The 19859-nt window shown below is 75.2% G+C and carries 20 protein-coding genes and 1 pseudogene; 12 read left to right on the top strand and 9 right to left on the bottom strand.

Translation table 11 applies throughout. From position 1 onward, the window contains the following. Positions 1–315 precede the first annotated feature (315 nt). From NRO40_RS28180 to NRO40_RS28205, 6 genes are all read left to right on the top strand, one after another. A complete protein-coding gene (locus tag NRO40_RS28180) occupies positions 316–777 on the top strand; it encodes an SRPBCC family protein (RefSeq protein WP_058943762.1) in 462 nt (153 codons plus the stop codon). A gap of 210 nt (positions 778–987) precedes the next feature. Then, positions 988–1461, top strand: a complete 474-nt coding sequence (locus NRO40_RS28185) for a MarR family winged helix-turn-helix transcriptional regulator (RefSeq protein ID WP_058943761.1) — start codon at positions 988–990, stop codon at positions 1459–1461. A 388-nt stretch (positions 1462–1849) separates the two neighbouring features. After that, the gene (locus tag NRO40_RS28190; protein WP_058943760.1) at positions 1850–3442 is read left to right on the top strand and encodes an MFS transporter; all 1593 of its coding nucleotides are present in this window, start codon (positions 1850–1852) and stop codon (positions 3440–3442) included. Between the two features lie 280 nt (positions 3443–3722). Then, the gene (locus NRO40_RS28195; RefSeq protein WP_232791178.1) at positions 3723–5021 is read left to right on the top strand and encodes a phytase; all 1299 of its coding nucleotides are present in this window, start codon (positions 3723–3725) and stop codon (positions 5019–5021) included. A gap of 74 nt (positions 5022–5095) precedes the next feature. Then, positions 5096–5656 carry a GNAT family N-acetyltransferase gene (locus NRO40_RS28200; RefSeq protein WP_058943758.1) on the top strand — a complete coding sequence of 187 codons (561 nt, stop codon included), beginning with the start codon at positions 5096–5098 and terminating at the stop codon, positions 5654–5656. 304 nt (positions 5657–5960) lie between these two features. Further along, positions 5961–6557, top strand: a complete 597-nt coding sequence (locus tag NRO40_RS28205; RefSeq protein WP_058943777.1) for a dihydrofolate reductase family protein — start codon at positions 5961–5963, stop codon at positions 6555–6557. Between the two features lie 69 nt (positions 6558–6626). Here NRO40_RS28205 and NRO40_RS28210 read toward each other — a convergent pair whose 3' ends face one another. Continuing rightward, on the bottom strand, positions 6627–7298 hold the full coding sequence (locus tag NRO40_RS28210; protein WP_269803098.1) for a helix-turn-helix transcriptional regulator: 672 nt from the start codon (positions 7296–7298) through the stop codon (positions 6627–6629). Between the two features lie 198 nt (positions 7299–7496). Between NRO40_RS28210 and NRO40_RS28215 the strand changes: the two genes are divergently transcribed. Next, entirely contained in the window at positions 7497–7769 is a 273-nt protein-coding gene (locus NRO40_RS28215) for a DUF6355 family natural product biosynthesis protein (protein WP_257375540.1), read from the top strand. Positions 7770–8004: 235 nt separating this feature from the next. Here the strand turns inward: NRO40_RS28215 and NRO40_RS28220 are convergent, their stop codons facing one another. Then, entirely contained in the window at positions 8005–8895 is an 891-nt protein-coding gene (locus tag NRO40_RS28220; protein ID WP_058943755.1) for an NAD(P)-dependent oxidoreductase, read from the bottom strand. A gap of 344 nt (positions 8896–9239) precedes the next feature. Next, entirely contained in the window at positions 9240–10454 is a 1215-nt protein-coding gene (locus NRO40_RS28225; protein ID WP_058943754.1) for an FG-GAP-like repeat-containing protein, read from the bottom strand. 256 nt (positions 10455–10710) lie between these two features. Between NRO40_RS28225 and NRO40_RS28230 the strand changes: the two genes are divergently transcribed. Then, a complete protein-coding gene (locus NRO40_RS28230; protein WP_058943753.1) occupies positions 10711–11481 on the top strand; it encodes an MBL fold metallo-hydrolase in 771 nt (256 codons plus the stop codon). Positions 11482–11535: 54 nt separating this feature from the next. Here NRO40_RS28230 and NRO40_RS28235 read toward each other — a convergent pair whose 3' ends face one another. After that, positions 11536–12336: an NAD(P)H-dependent oxidoreductase gene (locus tag NRO40_RS28235; RefSeq protein WP_058943752.1), complete on the bottom strand. Its 801-nt coding sequence runs from the start codon at positions 12334–12336 to the stop codon at positions 11536–11538. A gap of 98 nt (positions 12337–12434) precedes the next feature. On the opposite strand from NRO40_RS28235, the gene NRO40_RS28240 reads away from it, so the two are divergent. Together NRO40_RS28240 and NRO40_RS30880 are read left to right on the top strand one after the other, a co-directional pair. Then, positions 12435–13415 carry a helix-turn-helix transcriptional regulator gene (locus tag NRO40_RS28240; protein ID WP_079047304.1) on the top strand — a complete coding sequence of 327 codons (981 nt, stop codon included), beginning with the start codon at positions 12435–12437 and terminating at the stop codon, positions 13413–13415. 134 nt (positions 13416–13549) lie between these two features. Beyond that, positions 13550–13660: pseudogene (locus tag NRO40_RS30880) on the top strand (hypothetical protein); the annotation flags it as partial. A 155-nt stretch (positions 13661–13815) separates the two neighbouring features. Here NRO40_RS30880 and NRO40_RS28250 read toward each other — a convergent pair. Together NRO40_RS28250 and NRO40_RS28255 are read right to left on the bottom strand one after the other, a co-directional pair. Next, on the bottom strand, positions 13816–14148 hold the full coding sequence (locus tag NRO40_RS28250; protein WP_058943751.1) for a glyoxalase superfamily protein: 333 nt from the start codon (positions 14146–14148) through the stop codon (positions 13816–13818). Positions 14149–14238: 90 nt separating this feature from the next. Next, positions 14239–14829, bottom strand: coding sequence for a hypothetical protein (locus NRO40_RS28255; RefSeq protein WP_058943750.1), 591 nt, complete (start codon positions 14827–14829; stop codon positions 14239–14241). A gap of 133 nt (positions 14830–14962) precedes the next feature. On the opposite strand from NRO40_RS28255, the gene NRO40_RS28260 reads away from it, so the two are divergent. Beyond that, complete coding sequence (locus NRO40_RS28260; protein ID WP_058943749.1) at positions 14963–15568, top strand: flavodoxin family protein; 606 nt, start codon at positions 14963–14965, stop codon at positions 15566–15568. A 127-nt stretch (positions 15569–15695) separates the two neighbouring features. Here the strand turns inward: NRO40_RS28260 and NRO40_RS28265 are convergent, their stop codons facing one another. After that, positions 15696–15953, bottom strand: coding sequence for an HU family DNA-binding protein (locus NRO40_RS28265; protein ID WP_058943748.1), 258 nt, complete (start codon positions 15951–15953; stop codon positions 15696–15698). A gap of 647 nt (positions 15954–16600) precedes the next feature. Here NRO40_RS28265 and NRO40_RS28270 point away from each other — a divergent pair. Next, positions 16601–17086, top strand: coding sequence for a DUF6098 family protein (locus NRO40_RS28270; protein WP_058943747.1), 486 nt, complete (start codon positions 16601–16603; stop codon positions 17084–17086). Positions 17087–17221: 135 nt separating this feature from the next. Here the strand turns inward: NRO40_RS28270 and NRO40_RS28275 are convergent, their stop codons facing one another. Both NRO40_RS28275 and NRO40_RS28280 read right to left on the bottom strand, forming a co-directional pair. Next, complete coding sequence (locus tag NRO40_RS28275; RefSeq protein ID WP_058943746.1) at positions 17222–18142, bottom strand: hypothetical protein; 921 nt, start codon at positions 18140–18142, stop codon at positions 17222–17224. Between the two features lie 81 nt (positions 18143–18223). Further along, entirely contained in the window at positions 18224–19057 is an 834-nt protein-coding gene (locus NRO40_RS28280) for an aldo/keto reductase (protein WP_058943745.1), read from the bottom strand. Positions 19058–19859: the final 802 nt, after the last annotated feature.

Raw genomic sequence — 19859 nt, forward strand, 5'->3', positions numbered from 1 at the left:
GCTCTCCTGGCGGTCTTCCGGGGTGCGAACGGGGGTGCGGGGCGCGAGAGGGTGTGCGGGGCGGGGCGTGCCGGGGCGCGTGGTGATACGGGCGGTGGGTTCGGTCGGTCAGGTTATCCACCACGTGTCCGGCACCCTCATCCGGCACCTCCGCGACCGGGTTCCGGGGGCGTCCGCGAGGCGTCCCCTCGGGACGGGAACGGGGAAATCCGGGGAGAGCGTGCATGTCCGGGCGTCAGCGGGTACCCGGGCCTTCGTGCCGAGCTCGGCGGCCGAACCGCCGCGCCACCGTCACGAGAGAACGAGGAGCGACTGATGAGCAAGGTGAAGGAGACCGTCGAGGTCGAGGTGCCCGTCCGCACCGCCTACAACCAGTGGACGCAGTTCGAGGAGTTCCCGAACTTCATGGAGGGCGTCGAGGAGGTCCGGCAGGTCGACGACAAGCACAACCACTGGACCACGAAGATCGGCGGTGTCCGGCGGGAGTTCGACACGGAGATCATCGACCAGCTCCCCGACGAGCGCATCGCCTGGCGGACGGTGAGCGGCGACACGCAGCAGAAGGGCGTGGTCAGCTTCCAGCGGGTGGACGACACGCACACGCGCGTCGAGCTCGTCATGGACGTCGAGCCGACCGGCATGGTGGAGAAGGCGGCCGACCTGACCGGCACGATCGACCGCCGCGTGAAGGGCGACATGCGCCGCTTCAAGGAGTACATCGAGACGCGGGGCGGCGAGTCCGGGTCCTGGCGCGGCCGGATCAGGCCCGGCGACTGACGAACGACCGGACGGGCCGCGACGGCCCGTGACCGAAGCCGAGGGGACCGCGTGCCACGCGGTCCTTTCCGCTGTCCAGGGGCCACGCCGCGACGGCCGCAGGGCCGCACGGCTGCGCGGGTGGGGTCCCGTCGTCCGGCCGCTTCGCCCGGGGCGGTGCGCAAGGTGGGTACGTTGACATACCTATCCTTCCAGACCTATTCTCCTGGGGTGCCCCACTCCCGCGCGTCCCTGCAGGACACCGAACGGCTGGCCGCCGCCCTGGCGGAGTGCCTGCCTGCGCTGGAGCGCGCCCTGGAGCGCCGGGTCGCCCAGGACTTCGAGCACCCCAAGCCGCCCGAGGGGCAGCTCGCGCTGCTGCGGTACGTCGCCCGCCACGAGGGCGCGACCGTGCGCGAGGCGGCGGACGCCCTGCTCATGAGGCCGAACAACGTCAGCGCCCTGGTCTCCCAGCTGACCGACGCGGGTCTGCTGGAGCGCCGGCGCGACACGGCCGACAAGCGCGTGGCGCACCTGTACCCCACTCCCCGGGCCCGTCGGGAGCTGACGGAGGTCCGGCGGCTCCGCGGCGCCCATCTGGCCGGGGCGCTCCACCTCCTGACCGACGGTGAGATGGACGCCCTCGGTTCGGCCGTCGGCGCCCTCACGTCGCTGGCGCGCCACCTCCACCCCGCGGCCCGATAGCGCCCCGGAGCGCCCGGGCCCGCCCCGCGCTCCCGCTCTCGGCGGACCCGCCCGCCGTGGAACCGGTCCCCGAACCCGGTCCACGGCGATCCCGGCCCCGAGGGGCACTCCGCCGCACCAGGCCCCCGGCCCTCCGCCGGGCCCCGCGCCGGGCGACACCGGCCACCCGCGCCGCGCACCCGCCGCGCACCCGGCCACCCGCGCCGCCCACCCGTACCGCCACCGCGCCCGCCCGCACCCGCGTGCCGGCGCGCACCGCGGTAGGGCGCCACGCGGCGCCACGCCGACGTACCGCGGTGCGGAGGCGTGGCGGGGCCTGCCCGGACCCGGGCGCGGCGCGCGTCACCTCCCCACCCCACCCACCAGTTCGACAGGACGTCACACCCCCATGCCCGCCACACCGGTAGCCACCCCCGCCACGCCCGCCCCCGCCCCGCCACGGGCCAAGGGCGCCGCGGGGTGCCGCGCCAACCCCTGGCTGACCCTCCTCGCCGTCGCCTTCGGCCTGTTCATGGTCCAGCTCGACGGAGCCATCGTCGCCATCGCCAACCCGGAGATCGGCCGCGCCCTCGACGCCTCCACCGCCGACCTCCAGTGGGTCACCAACGCCTACCTGCTCGCCCTGGCGGCGAGCCTCATCCTCGGCGGCAAGCTCGGCGACCGCTTCGGACGGCGCACGTACTACATGGTCGGCATCGCTGGCTTCACGCTCGCCTCCGTCGCGATCGGCCTGGCCGGGTCGATCGAGGGCGTCGTCCTCTTCCGCGCGGTACAGGGCTTCTTCGGCGGGCTGCTCATGCCGAACACGCTCGGCCTGCTGCGGGCGGTCTTCCCGCCCCGGCGGTTCGGCATGGCCGTCGGCATCTGGGCCATGGTCTCCGCGGTGTCCACGGCGCTCGGCCCCATCGTCGGCGGGCTGCTCGTCGAGCACGTCTCGTGGGAGTCCGTCTTCTTCATCAACGCCCCCATCGGCCTCCTCGCCCTGCTCGTCGGCGCGGCCGTCCTGCCGCAGAGCAAGAGCCCGGCCGGCGCTCGGCGCTTCGACGTCCCCGGCGTCGTCCTGCTCGCCCTGGGCCTGCTGTCGGCGGTGTTCGGCGTCGTCAAGGGAGAGACCTGGGGCTGGACCTCGGGCGGGACCCTCGGCGCCCTCGCCGCCGGCGTGCTGCTCCTCGTGCTGTTCGGCTGGTACGAGACGCGGATCGCGCACCCGCTGCTGCCGATGCGGCTCTTCCGCAACCGCTCCCTCACCGTGGGCACGGTCGTCACGGCGCTCAACTTCTTCGTCCTGCTGGGCGCGATCTTCTTCGTGATGCTCTACCTGCAGAACGTGCGCGGCTTCTCCCCCGTCGAGGCCGGTGTGCGCACGCTCCCGCTCAGCCTCGCCTCCCTCGTGGCCTCCCCGCTGGGGGCCGCGCTGACCGGACGCTTCGGGCCCCGGCTGACCATGCCGCTGGGCATGCTCCTCCAGGCCGCCGCGGCCTTCGCCATGCTCACCTGGGACACCTCCTCCTCGTACGCCACCATGTGGCCGCCGTTCGTCGCCCTCGGCCTCGGCGTCGGCATGGTCCTGGCCGCCTCCTCCGACGCGATCGTCGGACAGGCGCCCGTCGAGGACAGCGGCGTCGCCGGCGGTCTCCAGGCGACCGCCCTGCAGATCGGCGGCGCGCTCGGCACGTCCGTCCTGGTCTCCCTCATCAGCGGCCGGGTCGGCTCCGTCCTCGGCCGGGAACTCACCGGGGCGGGCGTACCGCCGGCTCTCGCCGAGCGGCTGACGGAGGCGAAGGACGCCGTCGCCATGGGCGTCGCGCCCGTCTCGGGCGACATGCCGGCCGCGCTGCGGGCCGCGGTCGTGGAGGGCAGCGGCCAGGCGTTCATGAGCGGGCTGCACGTCGCTGCCGTCGTCACCGGCGTGCTGTGCGTCCTCGGCGCCGTCGTCGCGGCGGCCGGGCTCGCCCCGCGCACCGCCGCCGCACGGGACTGACCCCGGCGTACGCCACCGCCGCGAACCCGCCTTCCTCCGCCGGCCCGCCGGTGGGAGAAGGCGGGTTCCGCGTGCCGTGGCCGTGACCGCGTGCCGTGGCCATGACCGCGCGGCGGAACCGTGACCGCGTGCCGGGTACGCCGTCCGGCCGGCCGAACAGATCCGTCACACCCTGTTCGCGGCCCGGACCGGCCGCGTTCCGGGCCGCGTCACCCGGCCGCCTCGGCACCGTCCCACGATCATGCGGACGTTCACCCGCGCACCCGACGAGGAGATTCCCGTGTCCCTCCGCCGATCCGCCCTCACGGCCACCGTGCTGCTCTGCACGGCCGTGGCCGCCACGGCCGTGCCCGCCGGCGCGAGCACCGCCGCGTCCGGCCTGCCCGGCGTCACGCCCAGGGCCGAGACGGCCACCCTGTACGACGACGAGCCGGGCGGCAACGCCGACGCCGACGACCCCGCGATCTGGCGCAACGCGGCCGCACCCGACCGCAGTCTGGTCATCGCCACGGCCAAGGAGGGCGGACTGCGCGTCTACGACCTCGACGCCCGCCAGGTCCAGTCCCTCCCCGCGCCCCCGCCGACCGCCCCCGACGACGCCCCCGGCCGGTACAACAACGTGGACCTGGTCCTCGGCACCTCCCTCGCCGGACGCCGGTCCGACCTCGCCGTCGTCAGCGACCGCGGCCACGACCGCCTGCGCGTCTACCGCATCGACCGCGACGACCCGGCCGGCCCCCTCACCGACGTCACCGACCCCGGCGCCGCCCCGATCTTCTCCACCTCCCAGGACGAGATCAACGACCAGGACACCGCCTACGGCCTGGCCACCTGGACCGACCCCGTGACCGGCCGTTCGTACGCGCTCGCCAGCCGCAACAACCGCACCACCGTGGCGCTGCTGGAGCTCGTCGCCCGCCCCGGCGGCACCGTCGGCTACACCAAGGTCCGCACCCTCGACCTGCCCTCCGCGTTCCGCCTCCCCGACGGCACCACCTGGCGCCCGTGCGGCGAACCCGGCGAACTGCCGCAGGTGGAGGGCATGGTCGTCGACCCGGCCGACGGCACGCTGTACGCCGGCCAGGAGGACGTCGGCGTCTGGCGCCTGCGCGCCGACCTGACGGGGCAGCCCGTCCTGGTGGACCGGGTCCGCGAGTACGGCGTCCCCGCGGCGTACGACGAGGAGAGCGACGAGTGCCGGCCCGCCGGTGCCGATCCCGGCCACGGAGGCGAGCACCTCTCGGCCGACGTGGAGGGCCTGACCCTGCTCACCGAGCCGGACGGTGACGGCTACGTGCTCACCTCCAGCCAGGGTGACGACACCTTCGTCCTCTACGACCGCGAGGTGTCCGACGACAACGAGTACGAGGGCGGGTTCCGCGTCACGGCCTCCCGGACCGTCGACGGCTCCGAGGAGTGCGACGGCGCCGCCGTGCTGAACGCCCCGCTGGGTCGCAAGTACCCCCGCGGCCTGCTCGTCGTCCAGGACGGCGACGACACCCCGGCCGAGAACGACCGCGACGCCACCGGCTTCAAGTTCGTCGACCTCGGGAACGTCCTCGACGCCGTCGAGGACTGATCCCGGCACCCCGCCGCCGGCCCGCGTGAGAGGATCCGTTCCGCCGTGGGCCGGCTACTGCGTGGAGGACGATGATGTTCGCGATACCCCTGGGTGACGACGGCGCCGAGCTGCGCCCGCTCGAACCGTGGCAGGCCGGGGAGTTCCTGGCCCACATGGACCGGGGCCGGGATTTCATCGGGCGGCACAACGGACTGCCGGACGTGGTCACCGACCTCGCGTCGAGCCGGGCCTTCCTCCAGGCGTACGCGGAGAAGACGGCCGCCGACACCGGCCGCATCTGCGGGATATGGGCGGACGGCCGACTGGTCGGCGCCGTCATCTTCCGCCGGTTCGACGTCCGGCAGGGCAGCGCCGAGGCGGGATGCTGGCTGGAGCCGTCGGCGGTCGGCAGGGGACTGGTGACCCGCGCCGTCCGCGTGCTCGTCGACTGGGCCGTCGAGGAACGCGGCATCCACCGCGTCGAGTGGGTTGTGTCGTCCGGCAACGGGCCCAGCATCGCCGTCGCCCGGCGGCTCGGCATGACGCGCGAGGCCGTACTGCGCGAGAGCCACCCATACCGCGGGGCGCGGCACGACGAGGAGGTCTGGTCGGTGCTCGCCCCCGAGTGGCGGGCCGCCCGGCAGGCGCCGTGACCGGCCGGGCCCTCCCAGCGCCCGTCGTACCCGCCGGCCCGCCCTGACCCGGCTCATCCTGACCCGGCCCACCCCGTCCCGGCACATCCGGACCCGGCCGCACATCCTTACCCCGCACACCGGCATCCGGCCGTGCCGCATCCGGTCCACGGCACCTGCGCATCCGGCGCACCCACGTCCGGCCACCGGCCGGGGCGGGTGTGCCGCAGTTCACACGGTGTGGTGGGGTGGGGGCGATGAGTCCCGCGGGGAGCGGCGGTCTTCCCTGTCGTACACCCGTGGCGGAAGAGAAGGAGTGCGGCTCGTGCGCATCGTGATCAGCGAGTTCATCAGTCTGGACGGCGTCGTGCAGGGGCCCGGCGGACCGGAGGAGGACACCGACGGCGGCTTCGCCCACGGTGGTTGGACGCAGGCGTACTTCGACCCGGACGTGGTGGGCGGCGCCTTCGACGAGGCGCTCGCCAAGGCCGACGCGCTGCTCTTCGGGCGCCGCACCTGGTGGGCCATGGCCGGCGCGTGGCCCGAGCGGGCCGGCGACCCGTTCGCCGACCGGATGAACGCCCTCCCCAAGTACGTCGTCTCCCGCACGCTGGCCGACGACGACCTCTCGTGGGAGAACACCACGCGCATCCCGGGCGACGAGGCCGTCGCCCGCATCCGCGCCCTGCGCGGCGCCGCCGGCGGCGACCTGCTCGTCATGGGCAGCCCCACGCTCGTCCGGACGCTCATGAACGAGAGTCTCGTCGACGAACTCCGACTGATGGTCATGCCCGTGGTCCTCGGCGGCGGGAAGACCATCTTCCCCACCGACGGCGTCAAGCACCCGCTGGAGCTCGTCTCGACCACCACCAGCGACGCCGGCGTCCACGTCTGCACCTACCGGCCGGCCACCAGGGTGTGACCGCGGCTCCGCACCCGGGTCCGTGTGGACGCCGGTGGGGGGCCGGCCGGTCGGCCCGGCGGGGGACCGTCACCCGGCCCGCGCGGGCGTCAGGAGGCCCGCCTCCTGCGCCCGCAGCACCGCGCCCAGTCGGTCGGCCGCGCCGAGCTTCCGGTACAGGTTCCCCAGGTGCTTGTGGACCGTCCGCACGGAGATGCCGAGCCGCCGCGCCATCGCCGTCGCGGGCAGTCCCTCCGACAACATCCGCAACACCGTCACCTCCCGACCCGTCAGCGGGGCGCGTCCCGTACCGCCTGCCGGACCGGGTGGGGTGGCGGCGGTCGTCCGGCCGGGCGGGGCGGCGGTCGCCCCGGCGTGCGCCGGTGGTGCGCAGCGTCCGGCGGCCGCGGCCAGCAGCGGCCGCACCCGCGCGCAGTACAGCCGGTCGCGGGACGTGAAGGGACGCCCCTCGCGGTAGACGAGGAACGCACGCCCGCCGGCGCCCGGCAGGGGGACGTCGAGCACGTGGGGCGCGCGGAACACCCCGCCCGGAGTGCCCCCCGGCGCGGCCGGCCGCCGGACGACCACCCCGGCCCCGCCCGCCGGTTCCCGCCCGTCCCACAGCACCACCGCACCCGCGTCGAGCGCCACCAGCAACTCCCGCGCCACCGAACGCCAGAGGTGGTCAGGCGTCCGGGCCTCCAGGACCCCCACCGCCAGGTCGAGCACCCTCTCCCAGTCACACGTCCGCAGAACCGTCATGCTTCCCCCGGTTGTCCATACGTACTTCTCCCCATGGCCGTCCCCGTGGCGGCGGCGCCATCGTAGGGACCCAGCGGCACCGGAAATGCGCGATGGCGAATGGACGTCATGCGTGTGCGGTGCCCGCGTGGAAACGACGAGGAAGAAGAGGACACACATGCGACGGATCTCCTCCACCCTCCGCACCCTCACCGCGGCGTGCCTGCTCGGCGCGGCCACGGTGGGCGGCGCCCTGGCCACCGCCCCGGTGGCCGGCGCCGCCCCTCCGGCGCCCTGGCCTGCGGCTGGGACCCGGACGCCGCCTCGGGCCGGGCCTACTACAACCACTGCACGAGTGACGGCAGCTGGATCTGGATCCGCGTCGAGAGGCACGGCGCCTCCGGTTTCGACAAGTGCGTCGGGCCGAACCGCACCTACCTGGGGAGCACCTCCGTGATCAGGTACGCCTGGTACAAGGGCGGCACCTGCTGAGAGCGCGGCGACGTGTGTGTACGCGCCCGGGAAACCCCCGGGCGCGTTCCCACACGTCCGTGCACGGACCGCTGCCGGAATGGTCGGAAAGACGTCGGCGAACGACCGGCGAATGACCGGATGGCGACGGCGAAGGCCGCCGACACGCTCCCTCGCGTATCCCCGGGGACGTCATCGCGGTGGCTTTCCGGGAATTCCGGCGGCCTGCGGGACCGCGAGGCGGCGGAGCGGCCCGTCAGGACGTGCGGGGCTCGTCGAAGCTGGCGTGGTAGGACGCCGCCATGTCCTCGCCGGCGTGGCCCTGCGCGGCCGCGCGGCGGAACCGTTCGGCGCCCGCCTCCGCCAGGTCGAGGCGCACGCCGCCGCGACGGGCCGCCCGGACGATGAGGTCGGCGTCCTTGGCGGCCGTCGCCACGGCGAAGCTCGGCGGCGTCAGCCGGTCCTCCAGCACCAGAGCGGCCTTCGCCCGCAGGTAACCCATGTCGAGCGGGCCGCCCGCGACGGTGTCGAAGAAGCTCTGCGGGTCCACCCCGAGGGACTGCGCGAGCGCGAGGACCTCGCCCGTCGCGTGCGTGACGGCCAGCACCCAGCTGTTGGTGACGAGCTTGAGCCGGGTGGCGCTGCCCTCCGCGGCGTCCTCCCCGGTCCACACCGTGCGGGTCCCGACGGCGTCGAACACGGGCGTGACCGCCCCGCGCGCCCCGACGGGCCCGGCGGCGAGGACGACGAGCTGCCCCGCCTCCGCGGGTTCACGGGTGCCGAGCACCGGGGCGTCGAAGAACACCAGACCGTGGGCGTGCGCCAGTTCCGCCAACTCGCCGACCGCCTCCAGGCCGGCGGTCGTCGACTGGACCCAGGCGGCCCCCCGCCGCAGCGCGGGCCCCGCCTGCCGCATCACCTCCACCACGGCGTCGCCGTCGTGGAGCACGGTGAGCACCACGTCGGCCCCCCGTACGGCCTCGGCGGGCGTGTCGGCGACGTACGCTCCGTCGGCGGCCAGCGGCTCGGCCTTGGACCGGGTGCGGTTCCACACGCGGACGCCGTGCCCGGCACGGGCGAGGTTGCGGGCCATCGCCGCACCCATGATCCCGGTACCCAGGACGCCCACGGTGACGGTGTCGGTCATGACGGTGGCCTTCCGGTCGTACGGGTGCGGCGGGCGGTGACGTGCGGGGGCACGTACGCCCCCGCCTCCCTGCACGATCCTAGGACCGACCGGTCTCGCTCACCCGCTCACCCGCTCCGCGCCGACCCGACCCGGCCGGGTCCGGCGGGGCGTGCGAGCGGCCCGGCCCGCGCCCCGGGATTCGCGCCCCGCCCCGCTCCCGGGCCCGGTCGGGCACGGGAGCGGGGGGCCCGGCGCCGAGCGCTGACGCCCGACGCCGAGCGCCGACGCCGGGTACCGGGCACCCGACGCCGGGCACCGGACGCCGGGCGGAAGCGTGCCGGTAGGAGACCCTCAGGGGGCCGTCAGTAGGCGCCGTTGAGGCTCCACCACTCGCCGTTCAGCTCCGCGGCGCGCTGGAACGTTCCGGCGCCGGTTCCGCGGTAACCGAGCAGCCAGCCGGGGTGGCCGCCCCGGTAGGACTCGTCGGTGACGGTCACCAGGTCGTTCGTGGCGTCGCCGTCGTACGAGCCGACACCGACGAGGTCGCGCATCGCGCCCCAACCGCCGCCCAGCAGCGTGCGGGCCGCGAAGGTGCCGGTGCCGCGCCCGGGGTAGAGCCACATGCGGCCGCCGGTGTCGCGGGCGAGCAGGTCGGCGCGCCCGTCCCGGGTCAGGTCGCCCGTGCCCACCAGGCGGTTCATCGCGTGCCAGCCGGACCCGTTGCTCTTGCGCGCCGCGAAGGTGCCGTTGCCGCGGCCGGGGTAGAGCCACAGGACACCGTTCCTGTCCCGGGCCAGCAGATCGGCGCGGCCGTCGCCGGACAGGTCCCCCGCCGCCCGCAGCTCCGCCATGGCGTTCCAACCGGACCCGACGGACGCGCGCGCCCCGAACGTGCCGTTGCCGCGGCCCGGATAGAGCCACAGGACACCGCCCTTGTCCCGGGCGAGCAGGTCCTCCCGGCCGTCGCCGGACAAGTCGCCGTGCCGGGTGAGGGCCGTCAGGGCGTTCCAGCCGGAGCCGACCAGCCGGCCGGAGCCGTCACCGGGCAGGAACCACAGGCGGCCGACCGCGTCCCGGACGAGGAGGTCGGACCGGCCGTTGCCGTCGAGGTCGGAGAACCCGGCCGGCACGGGCGCCGGCTCGGAGTACCACTGCGGGTAGGCGTTCTGCGAGCACTCCCGCTCCGTCCTGACGAACTTGACGGAACTGATCTCCCGGTCGAACCCGGTGCTCCAGGCGTACGTGCCCGGGCCGCCCGGCGCCTCGGACCAGTAGTAGGCGTCGTCGCCGACCACCGAGTAGTTCGGCTCCGTGTAGAGGCAGGCGAACGTCGTACCGCGGTTGGTGTAGGAGCGGATCCGGTCGTCCCAGGTGCCGAGCGTCGGCATGTTCGTCTTCGTCTTGAACATGGTGCCGTCGCCCGACGTGCCCGTGAACCCGCAGAAGTACCCGGTCGGACACCGGTCCGCCCCGGTCGCCGCCCGCGCCGTTCCGGCGGGCAGGGCGGCGGTCGCGAGCAGACCGCCCGCGACGATCCCCGCCAGGGAACCGGCGAGGCGTCTGAAGGACTTGCGCATGTGTAGGTCTTCCTCCCCTGGCGCGCCCCGGCCACCGGGGCGCGCGTGCACCATGGACGACCGACGGCACCCCCGGAGGGTTGCCCCCGGTGGGACGGCTTTCCCGCGCGGCTTCCCGCCCAACGGCCCGGGAGCTACCCTCACCACACGATCTTGGACCACCGCACCACCGGAGGAGCCACCCCGTGCGTCCCGGCCCGACCCCCGTACCCCGCACGTCCGACGCCCCCCGGGCGGCGCGCCGAGGAGCCCGGCGGTGACGGGCGACCCGTTGCGGTTCACGGTGCTGGGCTCGGCGACGCCCTACCCGGCCGTGGACAACGCCTGCTCGGGCTACCTGGTGCGCGGCGGCGGCGCCCGGGTGTGGGTCGACGCGGGCACCGGCACCCTCGCCCGGCTCCAGCGCCACCTGCGCCTGGACGAGCTGGACGCGATCTGGATCTCCCACCTGCACGCCGACCACACGGCTGACCTGCTCACCGCGTACTACGGCGCCCTCTACGCCGACGTCCGCCTCACCGCCCCCATCCCGCTGTACGGCCCGCCCGGAACGGCCGACAGGCTCGCGCACTTCCTCACCCACACCGACACCCGCAGCCCCGTCGAATCGGCCTTCGCCGTCGAGGAGTTGCGGGACGGGCACCGCGTCCGCGTCGGCGCGCTCACGCTGACCAGCAGGGCGGTGGCCCACGGGATCCCCGCCTTCGCGCTGCGCGTGGAGGCGGTGGGCCGGTCGCTGGTGTACTCCGGGGACACCGCGCCCTGCCCCGCCCTCACCGGCCTGGCCGCCGGGTGCGACGTGTTGCTCTGCGAGGCCGACGGACCCGAGCCGCCCGCCGGCACCGAGAAGGTGCACCACACGCCGGAGGACGCGGGGGACACCGCCGCGGCGGCCGGGGCGCGGCGGCTCGTCGTCACCCACGTGGGGCGCTCGCTCACCCCCCGCCAGGCGGTGGAGCGCGCCGCGACCCGGTTCGGCGGACCCGTCGCCCACGCCGACCCGGGGGTCACGTTCCCGGTCGGCTGATCGGCCGAGGGCGTACCGCCGGTCGTCCGGGCGCCGGGCCCGGCGCCGCCCCGCTCAGCCCCGCACCCCGCGGACGTGCAGGTCGAGGCCGGTGGTCCCCGGCGTCTCGGTGCCGGGCAGGAGCCGCATGCCGCGGTCGTACTCCCCACCGGAGAGCGACCGGAACGCGACCGGCTCCTCCGTGAACAGTCCGTCGAGCCGCGCCGCGTACGCCTGGCGCGCCCGGGCGAAGTCCTCCTCGGGCAGCTCGTTCGCCCCGTAGACCGCGAACGGCTCCAGCGGCGCCATGCCGGTGAACCAGAACAGCCCGTGCTGGACCGGGTGGAGGACGTGCGGCAGCGCCCCGTGGATGCCCCGGTCGGAGAACGCGCCCTCCCGCGCCCCCGCCGTCACGGACACCAGCGCGCGCCGCCCGGCGAGCGCCGCGCCGTCACCGTAGGGCGGCGGTACGGCGGGGCCGTAGGCGAACCCGGCCGAGAAGACCCGGTCGAACCAGCCCTTCAGGACGGCGGGCATCGAGAACCACCACAGCGGGAACTGCAGGACCACCGCGTCCGACCAGAGCACCTTCTCCTGCTCGGCGACGACGTCCGGCGTCAACCGGCCCGACAGGGTGGCCCGTTCCGACGCGCCCATCACGTCCAGCCGCCGCCCGGGCGTGTGGTCGGGGAAGTCGTCGGCGTCCACCACGGCCTTCCACTTCATCGCGTACAGGTCGGACACCCGCACCTCGTGCCCGGAGGCGCGCAGGTGCTCGACGGCGAAGCCGGTCAGGGAGGCGGTGAGGGAGCCGGGGTCGGGGTGGGCGGTGACGACGAGGACGTTCTTGCGCTGCTGCGGATCGGTCGTGTTCATGGGCACACGTTCTCCCGGCCCCGCGCGGGCAGCCAGAGCCCTGTTCCTCCGGTGGAACGGCGATCCTGGTACCGGCAGGGCCACGCATACTTGAGCACATGGAGCGCGTGGACCACCTCGATCCCACGGACGTCACCGGCCCCACGGACGCCATCGGCCCCACGGACGCCATCGGCCCCCGTGCCGGCATCGGCGGCGTCCCGGCCACCGCGGCGGGCGGCGCTGCCGACGACCCCCGGCGGGCCCTCGGCGGCTTCCTGCGTGCCCGGCGCGCCCGCGTCGCGCCGGAGCACGTCGGGATCGCCGGCGGCCGGCGACGGCGGGTCCACGGACTGCGCCGCGAGGAGCTGGCACAACTCGCCGGCATCAGCGTCGACTACTACGTCCGCTTGGAGCAGGGCCGCGCTACCCAGCCGTCGCCCGAGGTGCTCGACGCGCTCGCACGGGCCCTGCGCCTCGACGCCGCGGAACGCCGGCACCTCGCCACCCTGGCCGCCGGCAGGCGCGGCGGGCCCGCCCCCACCGCCCCGGTCAGCGCCCTGCTGCGCCGGGTCGTCGACGCGCTGCACGGCCTGCCCGCCTTCGTGACCGACCCCCGCCTCGACGTGGTGGCGTGGAACGACCTGGGTGGCGCGCTGATGGGCGGGCTCGCCGAGCCGGGCCGCCGTGACCGCAACAACGCCCGGTACCTGTTCCTGGACCCCGCCTCCCGCGAGGTCTTCCCCGACTGGGAGGCCAGGGCTCTGGAGGCCGTCGGGCAGCTGCGGGTCTCCACCGGGCGCTATCCGGACGACGCGGAGCTGGCCGCGCTCACTGCCGACCTCTCCGCGTCGAGCGCCGACTTCCGGCGGCTGTGGGCGAGGGGAGAGGTGGTCATGTGCGGCGCGGGACGCAAGCGGCTGCGCCACCCGGAGGTCGGCATGCTGACCCTGGACTACGAGACGCTGCACGTCCCGGCGGCGCCCGGCGAGACGGGCCTCGTCATGCACGTGTTCAGCGCCGAGGAAGGCGGCCCGGATGCCGCCGCCCTCGCCCGGCTGGCCGCGACGGCCACCGTTCCCGCACCCGCCGCCGACTGACCACCGCCGGCGCCGCTTCCGCACCGCACGGCACCCGTGCCGCACCGCTCCGGCCCCCTGGCCGCCGAGGACCGCGGGGCGCGCGCGGTCGTCGTCAGGGATGCGTCAAGACGGCGGGTGACGCCGTCAGATAGGTGTCGACGGCGCGGGGCCAGCACACGGCCCGGTTCCAGGACGACCGGCCGCGGGTCGCCCGGATCGCCCAGGCCGGCGGGATCACCGCGAAGGCGGCCGCCCGGAAGGCGCTCGCCGGGACCCCGGACGACATCCGGCACTTCCTGGACGTCGGCCACTACCAGGCGCACGCGAAGGACGGACGGCCGAGAAGGCCGCCCGGGAGAAGCGCCGCTGACTGCCGGCGCCCCGGTACCGTCGCGCGCGGTGCCGGGGCGGTCGAGCGTCAGTCCGTGGGCGTGCCGATGCGGAGGCGGTTGCCGTCAGGGTCGCGCAGTTCCACCTCGCGCGCCCACGGCAGCTCCCCGACCGGCAGCCCGAAGTCGGCCGCGACGGCGTCGACATCGTCCCGGCGCAGGTAGACGAGCGTGTCCGGGCGGGCGTCCCCGGCGTGTTCCGACAGGAACAGCCGCACCCGCCCGCGGGCGACCTCGACGAAGGCGGGGAACCCCGGCTCGAAGCGGTGCTCCCACTGCCTGGTGAAGCCCAGACGCTCGTACCAGCGCACCGCCGCGTCGGCGTCGGCCACCCGCAGGACCGGGATCACCTCGTCGTCCATGCCCCCATCGTGGCAGAACCCCGCCCGCCCGACATACGCGCACGGCACGGCATGGGGCGGGCGGGCGGACGACGGCCGGGTGAAGGGGTGTCAGGAAGGCTGGTCCAGCTGGTCCGCGAAGGCACGCAGGGCGTCCGCGAGCTCCTTCTTGGTCGGCAACTGGTCCACCTTCCGGTTCAGTTCGGTGAGGCGCCGGTCGATCTCCGCCAGGTTCGGCGGGGTGGACGGGTGCGGGCCGGGGCCGCTGGTGGGCGGCGGGGTGCCGATCGGGGTCTCGGTCGGGTTCGGCCACTCGCCGCCGCCCGACCCGTCCGTCGAGCCGCCCTCCGAGGAACCGCCCTCCGAGGTACCGCCCTCCGAGGAGCCGCCTGAGGATCCGCCGTCCGTCGATCCGCCGTCCGTCGATCCGCTTCCTTCGGTCACCCCGACCGAGCCGCCCCCGTCCGTCCCGGTGGCGGTCCCTTCGCCGCTCCCGGTGCCCTCCGTGGGCTCCTCGTTCGGTGGCTGGGTGGTGTACGTCGAGGTGGCCGCGGGGGCGGGTCCCTCGGCCGAGCCGGCCGCGAGGGCGGCGCCGACGCTGAGGGCCACGAGGGCCGCCGCCCCCGCGACGGCCGTCGAGACGCGCTTGATCCGTATGCGGTGTGAGGTGGCAGAGGTCTGAGGGTTCTGTGGGTCTCCCATGCCGGGCAACGTATCCGCCGGTGCCCACCGGACGGGTGACTTCCGGCGATCTCCCCGTCCCGCGAGGGTGCGGCGTCACCTGGTCGGCGCCGCCGCAGGAGGCGTTCCCCGTCGTGCGGGGTAAGGCCCTGGAATGAGAGCACTGGTGATCAACTGCACGCTGAAGACCTCGCCGGAACCCTCCAACACCGAGGCGCTGGCCCGGGTGGTGGCGCAGCAGCTGGAGGCGTACGGGGTGCGGACGGAGTTCGTCCGGGCCGTCGACCTGGACATCAAACCAGGCGTCACCACCGATGCCGGGCCCGGCGACGCGTGGCCGGCCGTCCACGAGCAGCTGCTCCGCTCGGAGATCCTCGTCATGGCGTCACCGACCTGGCTGGGCCGCCCGTCGTCCCTCGCCCAACGGGTCCTCGAACGCATGGACGCGATGCTGTCGGAGACGGACGACCAGGGGCGGCCCGTCGCCTACAACCGCGTGGCGGGCGTCGTCGTCACGGGGAACGAGGACGGCGCCCACCACGTCGTCAGCGAGATCGCCGGAGCGCTGGGCGACATCGGCTACACGATCCCCGGGCAGGCGTGGACGTACTGGCACCTCGGTCCGGGGGCCGGACCCGACTACCTGGACGACGAGCGGGGCCACGACTGGGCCCACAAGACCGGCCGCGCGATGGCGGCCAACCTCCACGGCGTGGCGAAGGCCCTGCAGGTGACGCCGCTCCAGACGCCGCCTGAGTGACCCGTCCGCGCCGCCGGGACCACGTGGGCCGCCGAGCCCCGGGCCGCCTCGCACCCGGCCGCCGAGCCGGGCACGCGCAGCGGCGGAGGCGGGCGGACGCGTTCCGACGCGCCACCCGGCGGGCGTGTCAGTCCAGGCTGCCGTTGAGGTACTCGTTGAGGGCCTGGCCCGGTCGCAGTACCGCCGTGCCGTCCTGGAGGTGGAAGCTGCCGAAGCCCATGAGGCTGACCGTCCGGTCGCGCCGGAGCGCCTCGGCGAGGGTCCCCGCGTCGGCGACCGTGCCGAACAGGGCCTCCAGGACCCGCCCCACTTCGTCGACCGACACCCGGCCGCCGCGTTCCGCCGCCTTGCGGGCCGTGGCCTCCGCCAGCGCTGACCTGTCCACAAGCAGCTCCAAGCTCCGACAACAGGTTGGGGTTCCGCCCGCCGCACCACCGGCGGGCCCTTCGACGCTAACCGCTGCCCGGTACCCCCCGCATCGCCGACGGCGGACGGCGCGGCCGAATGGGCGAACCCCGACACGCCACCCCCCGGCCCGGTCGACTTCTCGCGGTCCGGGACACGTCCCGTCACCAAGGGGAGGGCCACCCCTTCGCCTCCAGGCCCACGCCCGTCGGCGACGGGCGGACCGCCGTCGACCCGGCGCCGCGCGCCCGGTAGGGCCGGCTCGACCGGCACCCACGGTTCGCGAAGCCGCGCCGCCCCGAGCGCTGACCCGCCGGGATCCGGAAGCCCGAGTCGACCCGTCGGACGTCGGACGTCGGACGGGCGGGAGGCGGGAGTCGGACGTCGTGCGGCCGGGATTCGGGAGTTGGGGCCGGACGTCGGACGTCGGGAGTCGGGAGTCGGACATCGGGGGTCGGGTGGCCAGGAGCCGGGGGCCGGGGCCGGCCCGGGCACGCCCGCCCGGGTGGCCGCGCCCGGCGCTCCGGGGCCCGGCACGGAGTGCAGCAACCCAGCTCAGCGGGGGAATCGACCCCGGTCCGCCGGGGTACGCGGCGTTCGTCCCGTACCACGAGGAGCGTGAGCCATATGGAGGAGACCGCAACGCCGTCGCCGGTGACGGCGGCGCCCGACGGCCTGACCGAGCTGCCGAACCTGAGCAGCCTGACGGAGCTGGCCGGGCTTCTGGAGCGGCACGGCTCGCTCTACGTCCGCTGGTCGCGAGGCCCCGCGGAGGACATGAGGAGCAGCCGCAGCGTCGACCACCTGACCGGGATCACCATGCCCGGCCTGTCGGCGAACCCCCTGGCGGTCGAGGCGTGGTGGGGCGACCGCGCCGTCCGCCTCTGGGTGGCGCGCCGCCTCTACGACTACTGCCACCTCCGTCAGGAGCGCAACGGCGACGTGCGCCCCTGGGCGCTGCGGGGCAGGGAGGTGGGGCGGGGCCCGGACAACGAACCGCTGGTGCGGGACGTGGAGCCGGTGTGCTGGATCGACCTCGCGGTCATCGAGGAAGCCCAGGAGGAGGTCGCGGCGCAGCGGCGCCCGTGGGGGCCTATGCGCCGCGAGCCGTGAGGGCCGGCAGGACGCGTGAGAGCCGGCAGGACGCATGAGGGCGGAAGAGACGCGTGAGGGCGGGGGCGGCCCGGCATGACGGCCGGACCGCCCCCGCCCGTGTCGCCGCCTCGTCGGCGGAACGCCGTCCCGCGGTCAGCGGGCCGGGGTGCGGTCGCCGGCGCCGGCGGCCTCGTACAGGTCCCGGTCCGCCAGGATCAGGGAGCGCTCGCGCACGCAGTCGGCGTGGACGACCACCTCGCTCGGGTCGAGGCCGTCGATCGCCTCCTGGACGGCCTGCAGGGCGGGGCCGTACCGGCGCAGCCGGCGCAGCGCCCCCGCCTTGCGGAACAGCGCCTCGGGCCCGAGCCCCCCGGCGAAGGCCGGGGCCTCCAACAGCCGTAGCATGCGGTCCGCCTGGTCGGGCAGGTCCTCCCCGAGCCACAGGCCGTGCAGCAGGGCGTGGACCACCTTGTCGTCGTCGCCCGCCCGGGCCACGACGGAGTCCAGCAGCGGCAGGCCCTCGGTGCGCGAGCGGCCCAGCAGGGCGAAGACGCGCATCGCGTCGCTGTACGGGTCGAGGTCCGGCAGCTCGCGGGGGCCGCGGCCGAAGAACTCCTCGATGGCGGCGCACCGGAAGTCGTACCGGAGCGTGGTGAGGAAGCAGTGCCACAGCGCGCGGCCGTACGCGTCGCCGGGGTCGACCGACGCCACATGCGCGTCGCTGAGGAAGAGGAGGGCGCTGCGGCCCGCCGCCCGGGCCCGCCAGGAGAGGTCGCCCGTCACCCGCGCCGACTCCTCCCAGGACGCCGAGCCCCGGGCGAGCCACAGGGCGGCTTCCCGCGTCCAGTCGCGCCCGGAGTCGATCTCCTCCGCGACGCGGGCGCGCACCATCACCCAGCCCCGCTCGCGCAGGGCCGGGTCCTCGGAGGCCAGCGCCCGTTCCACGGCCTCCGCCGCCCGGGGCAGCCGCCACAGTCCGACCGCGGCCCGCTCGGAGACGGGGGTCCACTGCGGCGCGAGCGCGGCGACCTCCTTCGAGGTCCGCTCCACTCCGGGGTCTCGGTCCATGTCCATGGGGCCCTTCCTGCGCCGTGCGGAGGGCGGGTCGGGGTGCGAGACGGCCCCGACCCGCCCTGGCGCATGCGATTCAACCGGTCAGCGGACGTCGAACTCGGCCGGGTCGGGGCCGAGCCGCTTGCCCTCGTCGAGGGCGGCGAACGCCGCCATGTCCTCGGCGTCCAGCTCGAAGTCGAAGACGTCGATGTTCTCCCGGATGCGCGACGGCGTCACGGACTTCGGGATGACGACGTTGCCGAGCTGCAGGTGCCAGCGCAGCACGACCTGCGCCGGGCTGCGGCCGTGCTTGCGGGCGATGGCGGCGACGGCCGGCACCTCCAGCAGGCCCTTGCCCTGCCCGAGCGGCGACCAGGCCTCGGTGGCGATCTCGTGGCGGGCGTGGAAGGCGCGGGAATCGGCCTGCGCGAGCTGCGGGTGCAGCTCGATCTGGTTGACGGCCGGGACCACGGAGGTGGCGTCGATCAGCCGCTCCAGGTGTTCGGGCAGGAAGTTCGACACGCCGATGGCGCGGGCGCGCCCGTCGGCGAGGATCTTCTCGAACGCCTTGTACGTGTCGACGTACGCGTCCAGCGCCGGCACGGGCCAGTGGACGAGGTACAGGTCCACGTAGTCGAGGCCCAGCCGCTCCAGGGAGGCGTCGAAGGCGCGGAGCGTGGAGTCGTGGCCCTGCTCGCTGTTCCACAGCTTGGTGGTGACGAACAGCTCCTCGCGGGGGATGCCCGAGGAGGCGATGGCCTGCCCGGTGCCGCGCTCGTTCTCGTAGACCGCGGCGGTGTCGACGCTCCGGTAACCGGCTTCCAGGGCGGTGCCCACGGCGCTCGCCGCCTCGTCGTCCGGGACCTGCCAGACGCCGAAGCCGAGCTGCGGCATGGAGACACCGTTGTTCAGGATGAGGGAGGGGACCTTGCTCACGGGCGGTCGATCCTTACGTCGTCATCGGTCGGTACATCCGGGGATCAACGATCACACCCGGTGACGCATTCCCGGATCGATGATTTCCATGTCGGCCGGCCGGGCGGTCCCGCCGCCGTGGCCGGCGGCCACGGGGCGAACGCCCTGCGGGTGGGGTCCAGCAGGGCCCGGACGGCGGGACGGGGGGCGTTACGCCGGACGAGCGTCGGCGTGTCGGCGTCGTCGACCACCGCGCGCGGGCCGGTGCCCGGGGGCATGCAAGCGCACGGATGGGCGGCCGCGTCACGCAGGGTGACGCGGCCGCCGCTCGGCCGAGGGGGTGCCCGGGCGGGGCCACGGCGACGAGCCGCTCGCCGGTCAGCAGCCGCGACCCGAGGTCCCGGCACCGCCGCCGGGACGCCGACGAGCGCAGGATCGACGCCCCCGGTGCGCACGGCTCCACGAGCCGGTCCGACGCGCGACGCTTCCGGTGTGGCCGCGTCGCGGCTCGAGGACGACGCGGTCGCGGCATACCCGCCGGGGGAGCGGAGGGCGGACCGGGAGGCGATCCGCCGACTGTCGGAGGGGGTGCTCGCGCCCGCCGGCGCTCCACTCCGCACTGCCGCGCCCGACGCTGGTGAGCGGGGACCCCGCCCATCAGCGCCCGACGCTGGTGAGCGGGGACCCCGCCCATCTCCACCCCGCCCGCCGACGGCTCGGACGTGCGGGCGCGGATCGTCCGCCGCCAGGCCGGCGGCAGTCGGCCGCGAGTCCTCGACCGACCGGCGTTCCCCCGACCGCCATCGCCGGTCCGGACGCCCGG

It is taken from the genome of Streptomyces changanensis, from assembly GCF_024600715.1.
GTDB lineage: Bacteria > Actinomycetota > Actinomycetes > Streptomycetales > Streptomycetaceae > Streptomyces > Streptomyces changanensis.

Excerpts from the sequence above, each read along its gene's own strand:
- NRO40_RS28190 (WP_058943760.1), top strand. The coding sequence starts at position 1,850 with ATGCCCGCCACACCGGTAGCCACCCCCGCCACGCCCGCCCCCGCCCCG.
- NRO40_RS28235 (WP_058943752.1), bottom strand. The coding sequence starts at position 12,336 with ATGAACACGACCGATCCGCAGCAGCGCAAGAACGTCCTCGTCGTCACC.
- NRO40_RS28225 (WP_058943754.1), bottom strand. The coding sequence starts at position 10,454 with ATGCGCAAGTCCTTCAGACGCCTCGCCGGTTCCCTGGCGGGGATCGTC.
- NRO40_RS28250 (WP_058943751.1), bottom strand. The coding sequence starts at position 14,148 with ATGGACGACGAGGTGATCCCGGTCCTGCGGGTGGCCGACGCCGACGCG.
- NRO40_RS28200 (WP_058943758.1), top strand. The coding sequence starts at position 5,096 with ATGTTCGCGATACCCCTGGGTGACGACGGCGCCGAGCTGCGCCCGCTC.
- NRO40_RS28210 (WP_269803098.1), bottom strand. The coding sequence starts at position 7,298 with ATGACGGTTCTGCGGACGTGTGACTGGGAGAGGGTGCTCGACCTGGCG.
- NRO40_RS28275 (WP_058943746.1), bottom strand. The coding sequence starts at position 18,142 with ATGGACATGGACCGAGACCCCGGAGTGGAGCGGACCTCGAAGGAGGTC.
- NRO40_RS28260 (WP_058943749.1), top strand. The coding sequence starts at position 14,963 with ATGAGAGCACTGGTGATCAACTGCACGCTGAAGACCTCGCCGGAACCC.
- NRO40_RS28180 (WP_058943762.1), top strand. The coding sequence starts at position 316 with ATGAGCAAGGTGAAGGAGACCGTCGAGGTCGAGGTGCCCGTCCGCACC.
- NRO40_RS28255 (WP_058943750.1), bottom strand. The coding sequence starts at position 14,829 with ATGGGAGACCCACAGAACCCTCAGACCTCTGCCACCTCACACCGCATA.
- NRO40_RS28220 (WP_058943755.1), bottom strand. The coding sequence starts at position 8,895 with ATGACCGACACCGTCACCGTGGGCGTCCTGGGTACCGGGATCATGGGT.
- NRO40_RS28270 (WP_058943747.1), top strand. The coding sequence starts at position 16,601 with ATGGAGGAGACCGCAACGCCGTCGCCGGTGACGGCGGCGCCCGACGGC.
- NRO40_RS28240 (WP_079047304.1), top strand. The coding sequence starts at position 12,435 with ATGGAGCGCGTGGACCACCTCGATCCCACGGACGTCACCGGCCCCACG.